General features: G+C 65.0%; 24 protein-coding genes. 13 read left to right on the top strand and 11 right to left on the bottom strand.

All coding sequences use genetic code 11. The features are described 5' to 3' along the window. Positions 1–71: 71 nt before the first annotated feature. From HZZ16_RS03465 to guaA, 9 genes are all read right to left on the bottom strand, one after another. A complete protein-coding gene (locus HZZ16_RS03465; protein WP_197947090.1) occupies positions 72–278 on the bottom strand; it encodes a hypothetical protein in 207 nt (68 codons plus the stop codon). A 6-nt stretch (positions 279–284) separates the two neighbouring features. Next, positions 285–662: a hypothetical protein gene (locus tag HZZ16_RS03460; protein ID WP_197947089.1), complete on the bottom strand. Its 378-nt coding sequence runs from the start codon at positions 660–662 to the stop codon at positions 285–287. 2 nt (positions 663–664) lie between these two features. Further along, on the bottom strand, positions 665–1,702 hold the full coding sequence (locus tag HZZ16_RS03455; protein ID WP_197947088.1) for a hypothetical protein: 1,038 nt from the start codon (positions 1,700–1,702) through the stop codon (positions 665–667). A gap of 410 nt (positions 1,703–2,112) precedes the next feature. Further along, positions 2,113–2,442, bottom strand: coding sequence for a MarR family transcriptional regulator (locus HZZ16_RS03450; RefSeq protein WP_197947087.1), 330 nt, complete (start codon positions 2,440–2,442; stop codon positions 2,113–2,115). A gap of 440 nt (positions 2,443–2,882) precedes the next feature. Then, the gene (locus tag HZZ16_RS03445) at positions 2,883–4,313 is read right to left on the bottom strand and encodes a VapE domain-containing protein (protein ID WP_197947086.1); all 1,431 of its coding nucleotides are present in this window, start codon (positions 4,311–4,313) and stop codon (positions 2,883–2,885) included. Continuing rightward, entirely contained in the window at positions 4,310–4,699 is a 390-nt protein-coding gene (locus tag HZZ16_RS03440) for a hypothetical protein (RefSeq protein WP_197947085.1), read from the bottom strand. Before HZZ16_RS03440 ends, HZZ16_RS03445 begins: the two co-directional genes overlap by 4 nt. Beyond that, complete coding sequence (locus HZZ16_RS03435; RefSeq protein WP_197947084.1) at positions 4,696–4,860, bottom strand: helix-turn-helix transcriptional regulator; 165 nt, start codon at positions 4,858–4,860, stop codon at positions 4,696–4,698. The genes HZZ16_RS03440 and HZZ16_RS03435 overlap by 4 nt, the downstream gene beginning before the upstream one ends. 157 nt (positions 4,861–5,017) lie before the next feature. Continuing rightward, complete coding sequence (locus tag HZZ16_RS03430) at positions 5,018–6,361, bottom strand: tyrosine-type recombinase/integrase (protein WP_197947083.1); 1,344 nt, start codon at positions 6,359–6,361, stop codon at positions 5,018–5,020. Positions 6,362–6,592: 231 nt separating this feature from the next. Continuing rightward, positions 6,593–8,182 carry a glutamine-hydrolyzing GMP synthase gene (gene guaA, locus HZZ16_RS03425; protein ID WP_197947082.1) on the bottom strand — a complete coding sequence of 530 codons (1,590 nt, stop codon included), beginning with the start codon at positions 8,180–8,182 and terminating at the stop codon, positions 6,593–6,595. Positions 8,183–8,330: 148 nt separating this feature from the next. On the opposite strand from guaA, the gene HZZ16_RS03420 reads away from it, so the two are divergent. From HZZ16_RS03420 to HZZ16_RS03410, 3 genes are all read left to right on the top strand, one after another. Next, positions 8,331–8,702, top strand: coding sequence for a nuclear transport factor 2 family protein (locus tag HZZ16_RS03420; protein ID WP_197947081.1), 372 nt, complete (start codon positions 8,331–8,333; stop codon positions 8,700–8,702). A 193-nt stretch (positions 8,703–8,895) separates the two neighbouring features. Next, positions 8,896–9,228 (top strand): DHCW motif cupin fold protein, encoded by a 333-nt coding sequence (locus HZZ16_RS03415; protein ID WP_197947080.1) that lies wholly within the window; start codon positions 8,896–8,898, stop codon positions 9,226–9,228. Positions 9,229–9,480: 252 nt separating this feature from the next. Then, on the top strand, positions 9,481–9,690 hold the full coding sequence (locus HZZ16_RS03410) for a cold-shock protein (protein WP_015686739.1): 210 nt from the start codon (positions 9,481–9,483) through the stop codon (positions 9,688–9,690). A gap of 216 nt (positions 9,691–9,906) precedes the next feature. Here the strand turns inward: HZZ16_RS03410 and HZZ16_RS03405 are convergent, their stop codons facing one another. Then, positions 9,907–11,208 carry an RsmB/NOP family class I SAM-dependent RNA methyltransferase gene (locus HZZ16_RS03405; protein WP_197947079.1) on the bottom strand — a complete coding sequence of 434 codons (1,302 nt, stop codon included), beginning with the start codon at positions 11,206–11,208 and terminating at the stop codon, positions 9,907–9,909. Between the two features lie 29 nt (positions 11,209–11,237). Further along, positions 11,238–11,660, bottom strand: coding sequence for an MAPEG family protein (locus tag HZZ16_RS03400; protein ID WP_197947078.1), 423 nt, complete (start codon positions 11,658–11,660; stop codon positions 11,238–11,240). A 156-nt stretch (positions 11,661–11,816) separates the two neighbouring features. Here HZZ16_RS03400 and HZZ16_RS03395 point away from each other — a divergent pair, with 156 nt between their 5' ends. The 10 genes from HZZ16_RS03395 (at position 11,817) to HZZ16_RS03350 (ending at position 20,319) form a co-directional block, all read left to right on the top strand. Beyond that, the gene (locus HZZ16_RS03395) at positions 11,817–12,419 is read left to right on the top strand and encodes an acriflavin resistance protein (protein WP_197947077.1); all 603 of its coding nucleotides are present in this window, start codon (positions 11,817–11,819) and stop codon (positions 12,417–12,419) included. Between the two features lie 69 nt (positions 12,420–12,488). Next, positions 12,489–13,331: a metallophosphoesterase family protein gene (locus HZZ16_RS03390; RefSeq protein ID WP_197947076.1), complete on the top strand. Its 843-nt coding sequence runs from the start codon at positions 12,489–12,491 to the stop codon at positions 13,329–13,331. 143 nt (positions 13,332–13,474) lie between these two features. Beyond that, positions 13,475–14,770, top strand: a complete 1,296-nt coding sequence (locus HZZ16_RS03385; protein WP_197947272.1) for an alanine racemase — start codon at positions 13,475–13,477, stop codon at positions 14,768–14,770. An 8-nt stretch (positions 14,771–14,778) separates the two neighbouring features. Further along, entirely contained in the window at positions 14,779–15,438 is a 660-nt protein-coding gene (locus HZZ16_RS03380) for an amino acid ABC transporter permease (protein WP_197947075.1), read from the top strand. 10 nt (positions 15,439–15,448) lie between these two features. Further along, a complete protein-coding gene (locus HZZ16_RS03375) occupies positions 15,449–16,099 on the top strand; it encodes an amino acid ABC transporter permease (protein ID WP_197947074.1) in 651 nt (216 codons plus the stop codon). Then, a complete protein-coding gene (locus HZZ16_RS03370; RefSeq protein WP_197947073.1) occupies positions 16,086–16,814 on the top strand; it encodes an amino acid ABC transporter ATP-binding protein in 729 nt (242 codons plus the stop codon). Before HZZ16_RS03375 ends, HZZ16_RS03370 begins: the two co-directional genes overlap by 14 nt. Positions 16,815–16,854: 40 nt before the next feature. After that, a complete protein-coding gene (locus HZZ16_RS03365; protein ID WP_197947072.1) occupies positions 16,855–17,649 on the top strand; it encodes a transporter substrate-binding domain-containing protein in 795 nt (264 codons plus the stop codon). Positions 17,650–17,706: 57 nt separating this feature from the next. Further along, on the top strand, positions 17,707–18,051 hold the full coding sequence (locus HZZ16_RS03360) for a RidA family protein (protein ID WP_197947071.1): 345 nt from the start codon (positions 17,707–17,709) through the stop codon (positions 18,049–18,051). Positions 18,052–18,109: 58 nt separating this feature from the next. After that, positions 18,110–19,138, top strand: coding sequence for a succinylglutamate desuccinylase/aspartoacylase family protein (locus tag HZZ16_RS03355; protein ID WP_197947070.1), 1,029 nt, complete (start codon positions 18,110–18,112; stop codon positions 19,136–19,138). A 116-nt stretch (positions 19,139–19,254) separates the two neighbouring features. Beyond that, positions 19,255–20,319, top strand: a complete 1,065-nt coding sequence (locus tag HZZ16_RS03350; protein WP_197947069.1) for a LacI family DNA-binding transcriptional regulator — start codon at positions 19,255–19,257, stop codon at positions 20,317–20,319. The last annotated feature ends 188 nt before the right edge of the window (positions 20,320–20,507 follow it).

Below are 20,507 nucleotides of genomic sequence, written 5' to 3'. Positions count from 1 at the left end.
CCAGCGTTCCGTGCCCGTGCTTTTCCGAATGTCGTGAACGGGGACGACAGCCACGCGCGTGGCAGGAGAAATCAGGATCGAGTGTTGCGCTCGGCGGCGACAGCCGCGAGGCCACGGCGCAGCAGCATTTGCAGAGCACCGCTCGTACTGAGGTTGATCGACTGTTCGGCCAGGATGCGGGCGCGGAGGCCGTCGATTTCCTGGGCAATCGACTCATCGAGCTTCACCGACAGCGGCACGGTGCGACGGGAGACGGATTCGGTACGGTGGTTGTTCATGGTCGATCACCAGTCCATTGCGTAGTTGCGGGGGCGGTCGGTGCGGTCGGCGTCACGACCCGCCTGCCGGCTTGCCGCGAGGGCGTTGCGGGCTTCATCCGTCAACATGCGGGCCGTCTTCGCAACCTGGATGTCATTGAGGAACGGCCATGCTTTGCGGGCGAGGTCTTCGGCGTTCTCGTCGGTCAAGACGGCTCCGCGACGACCCGGGAGCATCACGACGACGCGACCGATGTAGCCGCCGTTCTCTGCGTTGTGGAATTCGCGGGTGATATAGCTGGCGGCCTGGATCGCGGATGCGACTTCGCCAGGGACATCCCGGGGCACTGCCACCACTTGGGGGGCAGCGCCACCGGTCAGTCGGGACCAAATGGCGCGCATCATGCTCAGGCCACCGGGATGGTTTGGAACCAGTCCTTGCGGGCCACCAGCGGATGCAGCTCCAGCAGTGCCGTCAGCACCACGTCGCCATCCTTGCCAGCGCGCGTCACGTTCAACGTGATTTCACGCCCCAGTCCGACCCCTGCGCCGGCCCACTGCCCGACGATGACCTTCGAGCCTTGCGAGGTCAGCTCAGCGGGCACGCCACCAGCGACAAGCTGGCCGTCAGGGCGGAAGGACACGAGGCCGGTACCGTTGTCGTGTTGCGGCCCCACCAGCGCGCGTAGCTGTTGCGCATCGACATTCGCAGCAGCGAAGCGGCCGAAGTCGATAACGGGCACCGAGTTGAACGGAATCGCCGCCAGGGACTGGAGCAGCACACGGTCAACCGTCTGCGCGATGCCGGACGCGATGGCGTACGACAGAGCCGCGTTCAGATCGAAGTCCGTATTGAGTTGTTCGCGTCGGGTAATCGTCAGTGATGCCGCGAACGTCGGCGCGCCTTCGAACACCGCATAGATGCGTTTCAGCAGCGAAGCCAGGGTCACCGCCGGAGCATCAGTGCCGTCAGCGATTTTCGTTAACGCCAGTGGAGACACGTTCACCAGTCCGGCCACTTGCTCCCGCAGAGCGATCACGGGCAGCTCGCCAGTGCTCGGAACGGGCACCGCCGGAGCTTGCACCAGGAGCGTTGCGCCAGCGCGGATCACGGCGGAGGCGGAGGCGATGGCGGACGAGAGGGAAATGCGTTTCGACACGCTCGTTCCCATGTCGGGCACCAGCGCGGCACGGACGCTTCCGTCAGCAGCGGAGCGCTTCGCGTCAGGGAGCGTGCTGGCCGTCAGGTCGATGGTCGCGGAAACGGTCGGCGAACGACGATGCACACGGAAACTGTCGCTGCCCGGGTTCTCGCGCACGATGGCCGCCGGCTCATTGCGGGCGCGGTCGATCAGGGAGCGCACGTCCAACTGGTCGAGAGCGATGGCGGGAGAAACCGCAGCGGAGGTTTCGGTGGTACGGATAAGGGGAGTAAGGGTGCTCATGTGTGACTCAGGACTCAAAAAGTTTCGACACCTGAAGTCTGAGCAATCAGCAGGGAAAAAACCTCCCGGGTGATTGGAGTGGTGTTGGCTGCACCGTTGGTAGTCGGGGAATTCTTTGGAGACCGCTCCACTCGCGTCAGGGTTTGGCTATCTGGCTGCGAAAATTTGGCGCCTCGCAGATATCGCGTTTCAAGGGACCAGTGCTCCCGCGTGGTGCCGGGGGTCGAAAAGGACCCGTAACTTTTACCAATGCACCGACGCGGTGCGCATCGGCTGACGGGCGTGGCGAGCACGTCACGCCACCATGCACCCCACCACGACGCATGGCCCTCGCGCTGCTGTGGCTGCTCGATCAGGACCGCGCCAATGCCCACCCACGTCACCGCGCCCCGCGTCGATCCTGCGGCCTCCTATCGCTTCCCAGCCTTGCGCACCCTTCGCTCCGCCTCACGCATGGCCCGCTTGAACCCCGACGAACTCAGCAGCTCATCCGTCAGCACCCAGCCACCAGGGCGACCACGACGCACCAATCCAGCGGCCTCCAGCCTGTTGAGTCGCCGCACGACGCTCGGCCTCGCCTGCCCGATGTACTGCGCCAGCTTGTAAGCCGCCATCGGCCTGCCCTCTGCTTGCCCCACGCACACCCCGCACAGGATCAGCAGGTCTTCCGCACGTGTGCCGAAACGATCGGTCCGCAATAGACCCGTCCCAAGAGCACGAGTCAGGTCGATCAGCAGCATGCAGGCTTCAGCGGATTTCATCCCGGCGCAGTAGCTGGCTCCAGGCCGGTTCTCAACCCTGAACCCGCTCGCGCTCAATTGGGCAGATCGGGCAGATAGTTCGCACTATGGGCAGATGGTTAGATCGACCTGCCCACGACTTAACTGCCTATCGCGCAAAGAGATTTCGATTGGCTGATTCACATTGGGCAGGTCGGGTAGATTCGTGCACCACTCCCTAGACCACATGTAACCAGCCCCACGGACCAGTTACATCTACCTTCTAACTCTCTAGCTCATCTACCCAATCTGCCCATCTACCCAAGCGCCTGAAAAGGCATTACGCGACAGTCACTTGCGAAAGCCCAAGCTTGGGCAGATGGCTTATATGCATCTACCCAATCTGCCCAAGCGCAAACGTGAAAAAGCCCGCTCAGCGGCGGGCTTCATGGTAGTCGCCATCAGATCGGGCGTTCGTCCTCGTAGTCCACGCGGTTGACCTTGTTGGGCATGTCGAAGCCGAGGAATCCGCTCTTGCGTTGAGTGAAGCCCATCGCCTTCAGAACCCGCGACAGCGTGCGCGCCTGGGCCGTAGTCGGCTTGTCGTAGCCCAACTCACGCAAGATGGTGATCGCCGGGACGAAGCGCACCACGGGCTCATCAATCCGATACGCGGCGCGAATCAGGTCCTCCAGCGGATCGCGCTGCTGATGTTCGGCGTTGACGTTTCCGAGGGCCGCGTTTTCCTCGTCGGTCAAGTGCCATTGTTCGCCGTCGCGGTACCACGTCATGACCTCGGCCCAAAGCTGTTGGGTGTCGATGTCGTGGTTGTGGTCCAGGCTGATGACAGCGATGGTCCAGAACCGGCGATTGCCCGTTTCGTCCACGAGGTAGTCGCGATCATTCACCGACGCGCAGAACACGGTGCGGCGCTGGCGCTCGTCTTCGGCTCGTTCATAGGGCCGGCGAATCTTGTCCGTGGGTTGGGTGATGAACGCCTTCAGCCTCGCAATGTCGGACTTGCGGAACGTCGCGTCCAGCTCGCCAAGCTCCACGATCCAATGTGACAACGCATTGATGAGCGTGTCCTTGTTCGACGCGTCGATGATGGCGCCATCCAGGATCAGGTCGCGGCGCATGTCCTCCGGGACGAGACGCTTCACCCAGCGCGTCTTACCGGCGCCCTGGGGGCCAGTGAACACGATGGCGCCATGCGCTTCGAACCCAGGCGCACCGGCCGCAGCAGCGACGGCCGACAGCAGCCAGCGACGCAGCAGTTTGTCCCTCAGGTCCGTGCTGTAGCCATCCTCAACACGAACGGTCGCGCACAAGTCGGCGAAGCGGCTGCGACCATCCCACGGACGGGACTCGATCCATTCCGTGACGGGGTTGTGCGGCGTCTCGGCCGCGAGCGCGCCGATGTAGGTTGACACCTGACCCTGGGGGAACCCGTTGCGGATCGCGACTGACTCCAGCTCCGCGATGATGGCCTTGTTGTAGTCGTCCAGCATGAACGACTTCCCCGGGATGGTCACGTCGTGGCGCTTCTTGATGACGTTGGAACGAGCGCTGATGCCGTAGAACCGGCACATCGCGCGGAAGTTCTCAAGCGTGCCTTTGATAGCACCCTTCCCACCTTGGTCGATCCAATCGAAGAAGATTTGCGTGACCGGCGGGAATTGTCGCTCGACCTTGTGCGCTGGTGGCCTGGGCGCGGGCAGCGGCCCGCCATCGGCGTAAACGCGCGTCGGCGCAAGCGTCGGGTACAACCTCTCAAGATCGGCATCGACCCCATCCTGACGCGCCTGACGCTCCGCCATTAATCGCGCTTTGGTCGCTGCCACATGCGCCCGGTAAGCGTCCGCGTGGGGCGACGTGGGCCGGCCAATCATGCGGCCTCCCGTTCCATGCATTCCCGCAGGATCGCATCCAACTCGCGCCGCCCGATACGGTGCGCGGGCGAGCCCTGTCGGACGTACGGCGCAAGGGCAGCGCTCAGCAGCTTGGGAAGTGGCTCACAGCCTGCCATGACAGCGCGAGGGTCCTTCTGGCGCGCGAATTCGCGGATAGCCTCCAGGCGCTGAGCACGCGTCAGCCACGGCGGGAGGTAGCCGCCGAGCGGATACGGCAGGTCATCCAGGTTGTGCCGCGACGGCGCTTGACGAAGTTGGATAACGTCGGCAGAATTCACATGCACATTTTCCTTTGGCCTCCCAGCCACCGAAACCCCTGCGATTGCCGTCGCGGGGGTTTCCTCTTTTCGGGGCTGCACACTCATGCGCGCACCTCCGCGACATATTCACCGTTCTGCCACGCGGCGATTTGCGATTGCTTCCAGGCGGTGATGCGGCCGATGCGGATCGGCTGCGGAAACGAGCCTTCTTTGACTTTCCGCCAGAGCGTCGGTTCGCTGAACGGCAACATGCCGGACTTCAGCAATTCGAACGCTCGGATCATCGGCTCAGGCTTTTGGACTTCCATAAATTTCCCCTTTGAAAATAAACAAGGCACCGAACGGTTTTCCGTGTCGGTGCCTGATTGTTGGGGAAAGCTTCCGCCTATTCCTCCCGGGTGATGAGGCCCGGGTGCCAGCGCTTTACAGGTCGAACTCTAGCTCTGGCTCCGGCACCTCCGCCGCCCTGCGCTTGGCCTCGGTAAACACGTCGCGTGCGGACTCGCCACGACTCCACGACTCCACTGCATCGCTCCAGGCTTGCAGCATGATGCGTCGCTCATCCAGCCAACGGTTCGCGTTGTACGTTGCGGCAATCTGATTTCGGGGCGCGTGCGCCAATGCAAATTCGATCCATCGATCATCAAACTTCGCCGCGTTCAGGCCCGTGGAGAATGTCCGGCGCAGATCGTGAACGCTGAAGGTTTCAAATCCCGGGGTGTCCTTGTGAATGACTGCAATGGCCGCGTCGATCACTCGATTGAGAGTGGCGTTCGAAATGGGCGCGTCGCTGTCATACCTGCTTGGGTGCAGATAAGGGCTGACCGGGAAGCACTCCCGCAGTGCCGTGAGAATATCCAGCGCCTGGGATGACAGCGGGATAACGTGCGGTTTTCCGGCCTTCATTCTCTCCGCCGGAATTGTCCAGGTGTCCGTATCGAAATCGACCTCGCTCCAGGTCGCGTCGATGAACTCCGATTTTCGGACGCCCGTCAGCAAAATGAATTTCAGCGCGAGCCGCAGGGTCGGCATGGCTGCGGTCCTTTCAAGCGCCGAGAGGAACAGGCGGATTTCCGCAGGCGTCAGGAATCGCTCGCGCGGTTTAAACGTCGCGATGCTTCGCGTCTCCACGAGGTCGGCGGGATTGGTGGTTGTCTGCCCACTCGCCTGAGCGTGACGGAAAACCATTTGAACCACTTCACGAACGTGCACGGCGACGGCGGGACCGCGCTTGGCCTTCACGCTGTCGCATAGCGCCTTCAGACGAGCCGGCGTCACCTCCTCCAGGCGAAGGCGGCCAAACTCCGGTTCGATGATCCGCCGGTAAGTGGACCGGCGGAATGCCAGGGTGCTTTCGGCAAGCTGCTGCTCACCGGACTTGGGATCGGCTTTGAACGCGAAATAGGCGTCGGCCCATCCGCCGAAGCTGCGGGCGTTCGCCGCGTCATTTCGAGCCTCAACCTTGGCACGGCTCGGCGACTCCCCGCGCTCCACCGTGCGCCGGGCGCGTCGGAGCAGTTCGCGAGCCTCGGCCAGGGACAGCGACATGCCGTAGTCAAGCGCGTCGGGATCGCGCTGCGGCTGGCGAGCTTGCTCGGCGTCGTACCGTCCGATCACCAGCGTTTCGCGGCGCCCGTTCAGGCGGTAGTCGTACCGGAAGGACTGCGCGCCGGCCGGAGTGGTGACGACGTACATCCCTTCAGCGTCGGCGGTCTTGTAGGCTTTCTCCCTGGGCTTAAGGGCCGCCAGGGTCTTGGGGGTCAGCATCGGTAGGCTCCGGTTAGGCCCCTACCGGTACCGTCACGGTATCAAGTCGGTAGGGGAGCAAGGCCCGCATCATGCCCGGTTCCGTACCGCCAGTCATCCCGTCACTTGGCGCGAGTTCTCAGGCTGGCTTGTGATAGCTCATGACTGTCGCAAACCCTTGTCACGACTGGGAAAACTGACCGTTTAAACGGGATAACGACCGCCCTTGAGAGCCCACGAAAGCCCTAGGGATTACTCCCACTCGATCGTCCCAGGCGGCTTGCTGGTCACGTCGTACACCACCCGGTTCACGCCCTTCACCTCGTTGATGATACGCGTCGCCGTCTCGCCCAGGAATTTCATGTCGAACTGGTAGAAATCGGCGGTCATGCCGTCGGTGGAGGTGACGGCGCGCAGGCCGACCACATAATCGTAGGTGCGGCCGTCGCCCATGACGCCCACCGTCTTCACCGGGAGCAGCACGGCGAAAGCCTGCCAGATGTCGTCGTAGAGGCCGTGCTTCCTGATCTGGTCGATGTAGACGGCGTCCGCCTTGCGCAGGATGTCGAGCTTGTCCTTGGTGATCTCGCCGGGGCAGCGGATGGCAAGGCCCGGGCCCGGGAATGGGTGGCGGCCGACGAAGATTTCGGGAAGGCCGAGCTCGCGCCCGAGCTTGCGGACCTCGTCCTTGAACAGCTCGCGCAAGGGCTCGACGAGCTTCATGTTCATGCGCTCAGGCAGACCGCCGACGTTGTGGTGCGACTTGATCGTGACGGAAGGGCCGCCGGTGAAGGAGACGCTCTCGATCACGTCTGGGTAGAGCGTGCCCTGCGCCAGGAAGTCGGCGCCGCCGATCTTCTTGGCCTCAGCCTCGAACACCTCGATGAAGAGGCGGCCGATGGTCTTGCGCTTGGCTTCGGGGTCGGTGACGCCCTCCAGCTCGCCGAGGAATTGCTTGGAGGCGTCCACGTGCACGAGCGGAATGTTGTAGTGGTGGCGGAACAGGTCGACGACCTGCTCGGCCTCGTTGAGGCGCATCAAGCCGTGATCGACGAAGACGCAGGTGAGCTGGTCGCCGATCGCCTCGTGGATCAGGACCGCCGCCACCGCTGAATCGACGCCGCCGGAGAGGCCGCAGATCACCCTGCCCTTGCCGACCTGCGCGCGGATCTTTGCGATCTCCTCCTCGCGGAAGGCGCGCATGGTCCAGTCGCCGGTGAGGCCGGCGATCTTGCGCACGAAGTTGCGGATGAGCTTTGCGCCGTCGGGCGTGTGCACCACCTCAGGGTGGAACATCAGGCCGTAATATTTGCGCTTCTCGTCCTGGATAATCGCGAACGGCGCGTTCGGCGAGGTGCCGGCGACGGAGAAGCCGGGTGGCATCTTGGTGATGCGGTCGCCATGGCTCATCCAGACCTGGTTCTTGCTGCCTGACGACCAGACGTCCGCGAACAGCTGGCTCTCGGCCTTCACCTCGACATCGGCGCGGCCGAATTCGCGGTGATGGCCGCCCTCGACCTCGCCCCCTAACTGGGCCGCCATGGTCATCTGGCCATAGCAGATGCCCATCACCGGCACGCCGGAATCGAAGATCAGTTGCGGGGCGCGGGGCGAGCCGGCCTCGTGCACCGATTCCGGGCCGCCGGAGAGGATCACCGCTTTCGGCTTCATCTCCTCGAAGGCGCTTTCTGCCTTGTTGAACGGGACGATCTCGCAATAGACGCCGTCCTCGCGCACGCGACGCGCGATCAGCTGCGTCACCTGGCTGCCGAAGTCGACGATGAGAATCTTGTCGTGCGCCGAGGGCGTCGCCGCGGAGCGGTCGTTCTGTGCTGCTGTCATGGCCAGCCAATACGCTGGCCGCGCGCGGGCCGCAACCGCGGCAGCAGTGCGCCCACATGCTTCTTTGGGCATGGACAAACCAATATAGGTAAGTATTATTTACCTATTATGCCCCTTCCTCAGAAAGGGGCCGATCAGGGAGAACGCCATGTCACAGCACCATCAGCCCTCAACGCTTGCCGCGCTCGGCCGGACCTGGGTCGAGGCCTGGAATGCACGCGACCTCGAGCGCGTGCTTGAGCTCTACGACGAGGCGGCCGTGATGACGTCGGACCGCATTCCGGCGCTGGGGTTCGACGCCAGCGGCACGGTGCGCGGCAAGGATGCCTTGCGCGCCTATTGGGGCAAGGCGCTTCCGCTGCTGCCCAACCTGCATTTTTCGCTGATTGATCTGTTCGTCAGCCCGGACAGCCTTGTGGTGTTCTACGAGAACGAGCGGGGCAAGAAGATCTGCGAATATCTGCGGGTGAATGAGGCGGGGCTGATCGTGCAGGGCTCGGCGAACCATTTGGTGGGGTGACGCTGACGCGCTGGCTGTCGCAGCAGCGCGCGGAGGCGCGAGCGCCCCAAGCGTCATTGCGAGCGCAGCGAAGCAATCCAGGCTGCCGCCGCGGATGCATTTCTGGATTGCTTCGCTGCGCTCGCAATGACGGAGACTGCGGCGCGCGCGTGCGCTAACACTGCGCCCGCCGGCTCCAAGACAGGATTCCCCCATGAAACTCCCCACCTCCCCCTTCACCGTCACCGACTGGAGCAAGGTCGCGCCGACCACTCATCCCGGCGAGAGCGGCGAGGCCACATGGCGCACGCTCAACATCGGCGATCTCCGCGTGCGGATGGTGGAGTACTCGCCGGGCTATCTGGCCGATCATTGGTGCGATCGCGGCCACGTACTCTACGTGCTGAAGGGCGAGCTCGACTCCGAGCTGCGCGACGGGCGCAAATTCAAGCTCACGGCGGGGATGAGCTACCAGGTATCGGACTTCGGCGACGCCGCGCACCGGTCCTCGACGACGACGGGCGCGACGCTCTTCATCGTGGACTGACCAGCGGTTCATATGCACCGCAAATAGCAAACGCGCGCGACATCCCGAGCCACGGGTGGCGCCTTGAAGTAGCCCCAAATTCTCGCTATATTGTGATCATCGATACTTGGGCCGAACGACTGGGCCGCTTCGCTTCGTTACGACGGGCGCGCACGCTTCAGATGACTTCTCCAAACATCGACTGAACAGGATCATGGGCGCAGCGACGCGTACCGGTCCGCGTGCGTACCATCTCTAACAAAGGAAATTCCCATGGCTATGGGCACAGTGAAGTGGTTCAATACCCAAAAGGGTTATGGTTTCATCCAGCCGGACGACGGCCAGAAGGACGTATTCGTGCACATCAGCGCCGTCGAGCGCGCCGGCCTCTCCACCCTCAATGAGGGCCAGAAGGTCTCGTTCGACATCGTCGCCGATCGCCGCAGCGGCAAGTCCTCGGCTGACAACCTCCGCGTCGGCTAACGCCCTCGCACCGTTCTGACCACGGACGTACCGGCAGAACGTTGGAACTCGAAGGCCCCGCGACCGGGATCGGTCTGCGGGGCTTTTGTTTTTGATTGATCGTCATTCCGGGGCTCGCGAAGAGAGAGCCCGGAATCCATGGAACCGCAGAGACTGCCGCGCGATGGATTCCGGGTTCGCCCTACGGGCGCCCCGGAATGACGTGCTGGGGTACGATCAACCGACCTTCCTCAACACCGAGACGAAAAATCCATCCGTTCCGGTCCGGCGCGGAGTCATCAGCCAGCCTTCGGCTGATTGCAGCGCGGCCTCGCCAAAAGCTTCCGCCTTGTCCCAGAGCACGCTCGCGGTCTGCGCGGGCGGGACGATCGAGAACTCGCCATGTCGGCCGACGAACGCCCTCACCTGCTCGCCGTTTTCCTCCGCCAGCACCGAGCAGGTGATGTAGGCGATGCGGCCGCCCGGCTTGACCAGCGGAACCGCACGGTCCAGCACCTCGGCCTGGTCGCGCAGGCGGATCTCGAGCGCGCCGGGGCGCATCCGCCATTTGGCATCGGGGTTGCGGCGCCAAGTGCCGGTTCCCGTGCAGGGCGCGTCGATCACGACGAGGTCGGCCGAGCTGCGGATGTCCTGGAGCGGATCGGCCTCGCCCTTGGGCGTGCGGACGTCGGCATTGTGGACGCCGGCGCGCGACAGCCGCTCGTGGATCGGCGCGAGCTGGCGCTTGTCGCGGTCGGTCGCGATCAGCCGGCCCTTGCCCTGCATCAGGGCGGCCAGCGCCAGCGTCTTGCCGCCGGCGCCGGCGCAGAGATCGATCACCTGCTCGCCGGGTTTTGCCGCGGTGAACTGGGCGGCAAGCTGGGATCCCTCATCCTGCACTTCAATTGCGCCCTTGATGAAATCCTCCTCGGCCTGGATGCCGGGGTTGCGCGCATCGGCTGGAAGCTCGATACGCAGGCCGGTTGCGGACCAGGGCGTCGGCTTCGCATGAAGATGAGAAAGCGCCTTCAGCACCTTGTCGTGATTGGATTTTAGCGTGTTGACGCGCAAGTCCAGCGGCGCCCGGCTCGCCATCGCGGCGGCCTCCGCGGCGCGGTCCGCGCCAAACACCTTTGCAAGATGCGGGTCGAGCCACTCCGGGTAGTCGCCGGCGACGGCGGCCGGCGCGTCCTTCAGGGAGCGCGAGGCGAGCGCAGCCTGCTCGGCATCCGTCAACGGCGCCGGCGCGAAGCGGCTGCCGTCGAACAAGGCGCCCATGGTCGCCGTGTCCATGTTGCGCTCGAGACGGAGCATGCCGATCAGCCGGGCCCGCGCGGTATCGGAATCCATCAGCCAGGCGCTCGAGGCGTAGCGGCGCAGCACATCCCAGACGAGGCCGGCGATGGCCGCGCGGTCGCCGGAACCGGCGAAGCGGTGCGCGGTACCCCACTCCTTCAGCGCCTTCGCCGCGGGCACGCGGTCCCTCTCGATGGTGTCGATCAGTTCGATGGCTGCGGACAGCCGGGCAGCGGGGGTCATTTGAGTTCTTTCAAGTGGTGCGCAAGCGCCTAGATCAGCAGCAAAAGCTTCAGCGCGAAGTAGATCCACATCGCGAGCAACACCAGCACGCCGGCGAGCCAGACCGTGGAGCGGCGGCCGAGATCGTTGGAGGAGACGAACACGCCGGCATGGGCAAAGCGCGTCACCACGAACACCCAGGACATCAGCACGATGAAGAGGTCGGCCCGGCGCAAGGGCAATGCCAGCGCGATCAGGATATAGAACAGCACCGGCAGCTCGAACTGGTTGCGGTAGCAATTGGCGATTTGTGTGGCGCCTTTCGGCCAGTTCGGCTCGCCCAGGGCAATGTCACGGATCTTGGTCTCGCCGGAGACCAGGGCCTTGCGGCGCGCCAGGACCATGCCGATCAGCAGCGCGAAGGTGAGAGCGACCTGCACGAAGACCGGCAGCAAGACCATTTGAACGGACATCGGAACTTTCCCGCAAGGCGAAATGCCGCCGACGTCATTAGCCGCGACTTTTGGCGCTGACAATGAACGACTTGAACCGGCGTTCCCGCTTCAGCGACCAACCATCGATTGTTAAAGCGATTTCGGCCCCTTTGGGCCGCGAGGCGAGACAGCGCCATGAATTCCTTGTCCAGCTTCTCCGAGGGCCAACTCGGCATCCTGATGTCGGCGCTGTCGGGGATCGCGGCCGCGCTCGCGGTCGCGCTGGCCATGACGGTCTACTTCCGCCTGAGTTATCGGACCTGGCGCGACGTCGCCCGGCATGGCCTGGCTACCTTGGCCGCGCTCGCGCTGTTCGCCTTTGCCGCCTACGACATGCGCCACGCGGCGCTCGCCTATCTCGGCCTCAATCCCTCAAAGCCCGCCGTCGAGTTCGAGATCCGCGTGCCGCGGGAGATGCTGACGGCGGTGAGCGACAGCCAGATCGAGCTGCATACCGACCGCAACCAGACATTGGCGCTGGTCGACGGCGTGCGCGACCTCCAGGACGGCCGGGCCGTGCTGCGCGGCGCAGTGGTGCTCAACCACCGCACGGCCGATCGCGTTCTGGTCGTGAACCTGTCCGGCAAGGGCATCTTCGAGTTCCGCCTCCGCCTGCCTGCTGAGCCGCATCGCTCCGCCCAGTTCGGCCCTTGGCACCTGGCCGACCGCATCGCCTCGCCAGTGGCCGGCAGCGTCGCCCCGCAGGACGGCTACACCATCCGCTATCGCGTGCTTTAAACTTTGTTGGTTGCGATCCATGCCCGGCCCGTCATCGTTCCGACGCGCGGCGACGGGTAGGATAATCGCATGCCCGAATTTCGCCTCACGCAGATTTCCGATACCCATCTCGGCCGGCGCTTTCCCGGCCTGATCGCCAACTTCCACCGCGTGAGCGAGCACATCTACGCCGGCAGGCCCGATCTCGTCATCAACACCGGCGACGTCTCGTTCGACGGGCCGACCAGCCGCGACGATGTCGAATTTGCGAAAGGGCTGCACGACGCCCTGCCCGTCACCTGTCGCTATCTTCCCGGCAATCACGACATCGGCGACAATCCGACCGCGATCGGGCCGGCGCCGAAGCCGCCGGTCAGCGAGACGCACCGCCGGCAGTTCTGCGACATCATCGGCGAAGACCATTGGTCGTTCGAGGCCGCGGGCTGGCGCTTCATCGGCCTCAATTCGCTGGTCATGAATTCGGGCCTCGCCTTCGAGGCCGAGCAGTTCGACTGGCTGTCTTGCGAGCTCGCGCGCACGAACGGCAGGCCGGTCGCGCTGTTCCTGCACAAGCCGCTGTTTCTCAACCTGCCCGACGACACCGAGACGCCGGAGACGTCCATCCGCTACGTGCCGCAGCCGGCGCGGGCGCGGCTGATCGAGATGTTCGGCAAGGTCGACCTGCGTCTCGTCGCCAGCGGCCACGTGCACCAGCGCCGCGACTTCACCTTCCGCCACACCCGCCACGTCTGGGCGCCGTCAGCGGGCTTCGTCATCAATGATCAGCGCCAGAACAGGATCGCGATCAAGGAAGTCGGCCTCGTAGAATACCGCTTCCAGCCCGACAGCCTTGAAGTCCGCCACGTCAGGGCCGCCGGCCAGGCCGATGTCGACATCGAGGAGCTGCTCATCCAGATGGGCGACAGGCATTAGCCTACTCCACGGGCAGCACTCCTTTACCTAAATACCTCATTGCATCGAATTCGGCCTCAGAATGGCTAAAATCTGCTAATGACAACGTTGTCATTTGGACATATCGTTCCTAAGCCGCGGCCGAGGCCGCGGAGGGAGCGATGATGCAGTTCTTGTCCCGGTGGGATCACCAACGCCTTTCGACGACGATACGGGGCATTCCCCTGGTCGATGGCGTCACCATCGAGGACATCAGCAGCCAGCGCTGGTCACCTGCGCGCTGCGATCTCGCCCTGCCCGTCCTCACCCTGGATGAAGCCGCCTTCGCGGCCAACCGTGACCTCTTCCTGAAATGGTGCACGAGCGCTGGCGTTGTCGTCGCCCCGCACGCCAAGACGCCGATGTCGCCGGAGCTCGCCTGCTCGCTGCGCGCCGCCGGCGCCTGGGGCACGACGGTTGCCAACGTCCAGCAGGCCGCCGTGCTGCTCGCGAGCGGCGAGCGGCGCCTGCTGCTGGCCAACGAGATCGGCGGGCTCGCCGCCGGCCGGCGGCTCGGCGCGCTGCTCAGCGCCTATCCCGACGTCGAATTTCACGCCTTCGCGGATTCACCGGCTGCGGTGGCAGCTCTCGCCGAGGCCGCGCGGATCGCAGGCCGCCGGGACTTGTCCGTGCTGGTCGAGCTCGGCGCCGGCCGCGCCGGTGCGCGCGACCACGCAGCAGCCGAGGCAACGATCGCAGCCGTGCTCGCCGCCGACCGGCTTGCGCTCGGCGGCGTCGCAACTTACGAAGGCGCCGCTGCAACGTCCGATACCAACGAGACGATGCGCGCGATCGCCGCGCTGCTGGAGCGCACCATCGAGACATTTGCGTTGGTGCGCGCGGCCGCCCCGAAGCGGCCATTGATCATGAGCGCCGGCGGCTCGGCCTATTTCGATCTCGTCGCGCGCGCACTTGCGCCCGCGTCTCAGGCCGACGGCAATGCCAGCGTGATCCTGCGCTCGGGCGCGCTGTTCTTCGCCGATCACGGCATCTATGCCCGCGCATTCGCCGAAATCGACCGGCGCGGCGGCCTTGTTATCGACGGCCTGCACCACTCCGCCGTGGAGAACTTTCGCCCAGTGCTGACGCTCTGGGCCGAGGTGCTGTCGCGTCCCGAAGACGGACTTGCGATCGCCGGTTTCGGCATGCGCGACGCCTCCTTCGACCAGGGACTACCGGTGCCCTTGCGCGTGTTCCGCGACGGCGCCGAGCAGCAAGGCCTCGCCGCTGCGCTCACCGTGACGCGCCTCAACGACCAGCATGCGTTCCTGTCCGTTATGCCCGAAGCCGCGCTTGCGGTCGGCGACATCATCGCCTTCGGCATCTCGCATCCCTGCACCTGCCTCGACCGCTGGCGCGTCATCTTCGGCCTCGATGCCGACGGCGTCGTAACGCGCGCCCTCCCCACCCAGTTCGGCTGAGAGCGGCGATGAATTTCCTGCCGCTCTGGCGCTACCAGAACCAGCTCATCGACGGCGCCATCATCACGCTGGAGCTGACGGTGATCTCGGCGCTGGCCGGACTCGTGATCGGTATTGCCGGCGCGGTCGCGCTGAAGGGGCGCATCACGCCGCTGCGCTGGCTGGTGCGCGGTTACATCGAGCTGTTCCGCAACACGCCCTCGCTGATCCAGATCTTCATCGTCTTCTTCGTGCTGCCGAACTTCGGCCTGAAGCTGCCTGCCTTCGAGGCCGCCGCCGTCGCGCTGTCGCTCTATTTCGGCGCATATTCCGTCGAGATCATCCGCGCCGGTCTCGATTCCATTCCGCGCAGCCAGGTCGAAGCCGGCCAGTGCTTGGGGTTGTCGGGCTGGCAGGTGTTTCGCCACATCATCCTGCCGCCGGCGCTGCGCAACGCCTATCCGGCCGTGACCAGCCAGTTCGTGCTCTTGCTGCTCGGCACCTCGCTCGCCTCGCAGGTCGCCACTGATGAGCTATTTCACGTCGCCGGCTTCATCGAGAGCCGCACTTACCGCAGCTTCGAGGTCTATGCGGTGATCTGCGCAGTCTATTTCGCGATGGCGATGTCGTTCAAGGCGCTGTTCGCCGTGATCGCCCTGGCGGCCTTCCGCTGGCCGCGGCGGCGCTGAGGGATAAGCGATGCGATCCTTCTCTCTCATCGACTTCGTCTCGCTGTTCGCGGCGCTGCGCTGGACCGTCGCCCTCGTCGTGCTCGCGCTTCTCTTGGGTGCACCGCTTGCGCTCGGGCTCGCCCTCGGCCGCATCAGCCGGTTCGCAGGGCTGCGCTGGGCGATGGCCGCACTCATCCAGGTGATCCAGAGCGTGCCGCTGCTCGGGCTGTTGTTCTTCTTCTATTTCGGCATGCCGGTTTTCCTCGGCGTCCAGGTGCCGGCGCTCATCGCCGTGACCGTCGCCTACACGCTCTACACTGCCGCCTTTCTCGGCGAGATCTGGCGCGGTGGCTTAGAGGCCGTGAAGCAGGCGCAATGGGAGGCCAGCGCCTGTCTCGGCCTCTCCGCCTGGCAGCAATTCCGCCACATCATCGCGCCGCAGGCGCTGCGGCTGTCGCTGCCGCCGACCGTCGGCTTCCTGGTGCAGCTCATCAAGGGCACATCGCTCGCCTCGATCCTCGGCTTCGTCGAGCTCGCCCGCGCCGGACAGGTGGTGAGCGCGGCGACGTTCCAGCCGCTGCTCACCTACGCGCTGGTGGCCGCGATCTATTTCGCGCTGTGCCTGCCGCTCACGCTCTGGTCCCGCTCCCTGGAGGCCCGCCTCGATGGCTCTCGTTGAAATCCGCGACGTGCGCAAGACATTCGGCAAGATCGAGGTGCTCAAAGGTGTCTCGCTCGACGTCGAGGAAGGCGAGATCGTCACCATCATCGGCCGCTCCGGATCGGGCAAGTCGACCCTGCTCCGCTGCATCAACGCGCTGGAGAGCGTCGATTCCGGCGAGATCCGGGTCGAGGGACAGAAGGTCCACGCCAAAATGCCTGACCTGAAGAAATTCCGTCAGCGCGTCGGCATCGTGTTCCAGGCCTTCAATTTGTTTCCGCATCTGAAGGTCGAGCGCAACATCACGCTCGCCCCGCTCCTCACCGGCCGCGTCGAGAAGGCCAAAGCGCGTGTGCTGGCGGAGGACGTGCTGACCCGCGTCGGGCTCGCCGACAAGATCGACGCCTGGCCCGAGCAGCTCTCCGGCGGCCAGCAGCAGCGCGTCGCCATCGCCCGCTGCCTCGCCATGGCGCCTCACCTCATGCTGTTCGACGAGGTGACCTCGGCGCTCGACCCCGAGCTCGTCGGCGAGGTCCTGAAAGTGATGGAAGCGATGGCGGAACAGGGCATGACCATGATCCTGGTCACCCATGAGATGGGCTTTGCCCGCAACGTCGCCGACCGCATCGTCTTCATGCACCAGGGCCGCGTCTGGGAACAGGGGCCACCGGCAAAACTGTTCGCCAATCCTGGGACCCCCGAGCTCAAAAGCTTCATCGCATCTGCCAAATGAAACCTTCCAGGTGAGAACCTTCCCCTTCAAGGAGAGAGTCATGAGAAAGTTGAAGTCCCTCTTCACCATTGCCGCGGCCCTCGCCGTGCTCGCCGCACCGAGCCTTGCCAAAGCCGACAAGCTCCAGGACGTGCTCGGTGCCGGCAAGATTCGTGTCGGCATTCTTACCGATGCCGCGCCGTGGGGCTTCAAGGACGACAAGGGCGAGATCGCCGGCCTCGATGCCGATCTTGCCAAGCTGATCGCCACCGATATGGGCGTGAAGCTCGAGCTCGTCCCGGTGACGGGTGCCGCGCGCATCCCGAGCCTGCTCTCGGACAAGATCGACATTCTGATCGCAGGGCTCGGCGCCACACCCGAGCGCGCCCAGCAGGTGATGTTCTCGCAGCCCTATGCCGTCGTGAATCTCGGCGTCTACGGCGCAAAATCGCTGCCCTCTGCCGCCGGCAAGAAGCCGGACAATCTCGACGGCCGCAGCGTTGCGGTGGCCAAGGGCTCGACGCTCGACGTCTGGCTCACCGACAACGCGCCTAAGGTGAAGCTGGTGCGCTTCGAGGACACGCCGGCGGCGATCGCGGCCTATCTCGCCGGACAGGCCGACACGTTCGCGGAGAACAGCGCCATTGCGCTGAAGGTGCAGGACCAGAACCCGACCAAGGAGGTCGAGCTGAAATTCCTGATCCGCCAGTCGCCGGCCCATGTCGGCGTGCGCCAGGGCGAGCAGAACCTGCTCAACTGGATCAACACCGACATCTTCTTCAACAAGCTCAACGGCAAGCTCGGCGCACTTCAGCTGAAATGGTTCAAGGAAGAGCAGTCGCTGCCGACGCTGTGAATTCAGCCACGGCTCCCGCCCGTCATGCGGGAGCCGACCTTCCCAAGGAGAATTGAGATGATCAAACGTTACGTCGTGGGATCGCGCATGAGCCAGGCCGTCGTCGCCGGCGGCATGGTGCACATCGCAGGCCAAGTCGCCGACGACCGCAAGGCCGGCATCGTGTCGCAGACGCAGCAGGTGCTCGCCAAGATCGACGCGCTGCTCAAGGAGGCCGGCTCCGACCGCTCCAAGCTGATCGCGGTCAACGTCTTCCTGCCGCATATCACCGACTTCGACACCATGAACTCGGTTTATGATTCCTGGATCGATCCAGCCAATCCGCCGGCGCGCGCCTGCGTCGAAGCCCGTCTCGCCGATCCAGATCTGCGCGTCGAGATGACCGCGGTCGCCTTGCTGTAACGACGCCTTCCTTCAAACTTCGGCCGGCGTCGGCGACGACGCGGCCTCGAGGCAAGCCATGCATACCGGACTTTTCCACGAGATCGATTTCGAGCAGGACCAGAAATGGTCCGGCCATCTCGGCATTCCCTTCTCGATCGATCGCTCGCCCTACTACCAGCTCAAGATCCCGATCTTCCGGATCAAGAACGGCGCCGGGCCGAAGCTGCTGCTGATGGCCGGCAATCACGGCGACGAATATGAGGGCGAGATCACGCTGACGCGGCTGTATCGCCGGTTGGATGCGAAGGATGTCAAGGGCGAGATCACCATCCTGCCCTTCGCCAATTGGCCGGCCGTGATGGCGGCGCGCCGCCGCTCGCCGCTCGACGAAGGCAATCTCAACCGCGCCTTTCCGGGCGATGCCGCGGGCACGCCGACATTCCGCCTGGCGCACTTCCTCGAGCACGAGCTGTTTCCGCGCCACGACGTCGTCTTCGACATTCATTCCGGAGGCACGTCGATGGCGCACGTGCCTTGCGCATTGATCGAGCGGCAGGGACCGCCCGAGATGTTCGGCCACGCGTTACGCCTGATGGAAGGGCTCGGCATGCCCTTCGCCTTTGTCGCCGAGAACGGCGCCTCGGCGCCAACTTCAATGGCGGCGGCCGCGCGCGCCGGCGCGATCGGACTCTCCGGCGAATTCGGCGGGGGCGGCACGGTGACGCCGCAGACGATGGCGTTCACCGCGCGCGCGGTCGACCGATTGCTGCTCGCGCTCGGCCTGGTCCAGGCGCCCGTGCTGGGGCCGCATGCGCCGGTCGAGCGTGCCACCGAACTGTTGGCGTTGCAGAGCCATGCCCAGGCCGTGTTCGCGACGCGCCATGGCTGGTTCGAGCCCGCGGTCACCGTGGGTGCGCGGGTCAAGGCCGGCGATATCGCCGGCTGGTATCACGATTTCGAGCGTCCCGAGCTGCCCGAAGAGATGCTGCGCTTCCCCGCCGACGGCATCGTGATCTCCCAGCGCCTGCACACCGACAGCCAGAGCGGCGACTGCCTGGTGCAGGTCGGCCGCGCATTGAAACGCGAGGAGGTTTTGGGACGGTGAGCTTCGGCCGCACGCTCGCTGCACCTCCCCCCTTGCGGGAGGGAGCGCAGCGCCGTCGCGGTTGCAGTACGATCTGATGTCATGATGCTCTAACCTGACGTCTCTCCAGGGATTCGATGACCGATCCGGCCAAGCCGAGCTATGACGACGTCGTGCGCATTCCGGCGCCGCCCGGCCGCAGCAGCGCGACCGGGCGGCCGCCGCGCATCGAGGAAGTCGCCGAGCGCGCCGGCGTCGCGCCGATCACGGTGTCGCGGGTGCTGCGCCACCCCGAGAAGGTCAATCGAAAGACCCGCGAGCGAATCCTCGAGGTGATCGAGGCGACGGGCTATGCCTCCAACCCGCATGCGCGCGCGCTGCGCTCGGGGCGGTCCAACGTGGTCGTGGCCTTCGTCTCCAACATCCTCAGCCAGCAGTTTGGCCTCGCTGTGCGCAGCTTTGCCGCCACGGTCGAGCCGGAAGGTTTTGAGGTGCTGGTCGGCCAGACCTCCTACTCCTATGCCAAGGAGGTCGCGATGATCCAGTCGCTGCGCGGCATCCGCCCGGCAGCGGTGATGTTCACCGGCGTCATTGAGCTCGAGGAGAACCGCACGGCGCTGGCCGAACTCGGTATTCCCGTGATCGAGACCTGGGCGTTTCCGCGCGATCCCATCGACATGCTGGTCGGCCTGCCCAATGCGGACGCCGGCGCGATGGCCGCGCGCCGGCTGGCGCAGGCGGGACATCGCCGCGTCGCCTTCATCGGCCGCAGCAGCGGCCGCGGCGCGCTCCGCCGCGACGGCTTTCGCGCCGCCGCCGCACAGCTCGGCCTCGAGATCGTCCACGAGATCGGCATCGGCGAGATCACGGGCCTCGTCGACGGCCGTGCCGCCTTTGCTGCCCTGCTCGAGCGCGGCGGCGACGTCGACGCCGTGTTCTGCGCCAACGACCTGCTCGCGACCGGCGCGCTGATCGAGGCTCGCGCCCGCGGCCTGTCGGTGCCGCGCGATCTGGCCGTGCTCGGCTTTGGTGACAACGACGTCGCCGATCAGATGATGCCGGGCCTCACGACCATCTCGTTCGATGCGGCGGCCGTGGGACGTCTCGCGGGCGAACTGCTTTTGGCGCGGCTCTCAGGCACGCCGCTCGCCGAGCAGCGGCTCGCGGTCGATCTGTTCCTGGTCGAGCGCGGCAGCGTCTGAGCGTTGCGGCTTAAGCGACGCTCTTGCGATCCTGCTGGATCGCCGCGAGCAGCGATTGCAGCGCGGCGCTGTTCGCCCGCTTTGGCCTCGGTGCCGACCGGCTGAACAAAGGCCGGCTGCGCAGCTTTCACCGGACGCTGCGGGAATGGCGGTGGCGCAGGCATTGCGGCCATTGAGGAGCTGCTCGC

Source organism: Bradyrhizobium glycinis (genome assembly GCF_016031655.1).
GTDB classification, from domain to species: Bacteria; Pseudomonadota; Alphaproteobacteria; order Rhizobiales; family Xanthobacteraceae; genus Bradyrhizobium; species Bradyrhizobium glycinis.
This window is presented reverse-complemented; position numbering and strand designations above follow the sequence as displayed.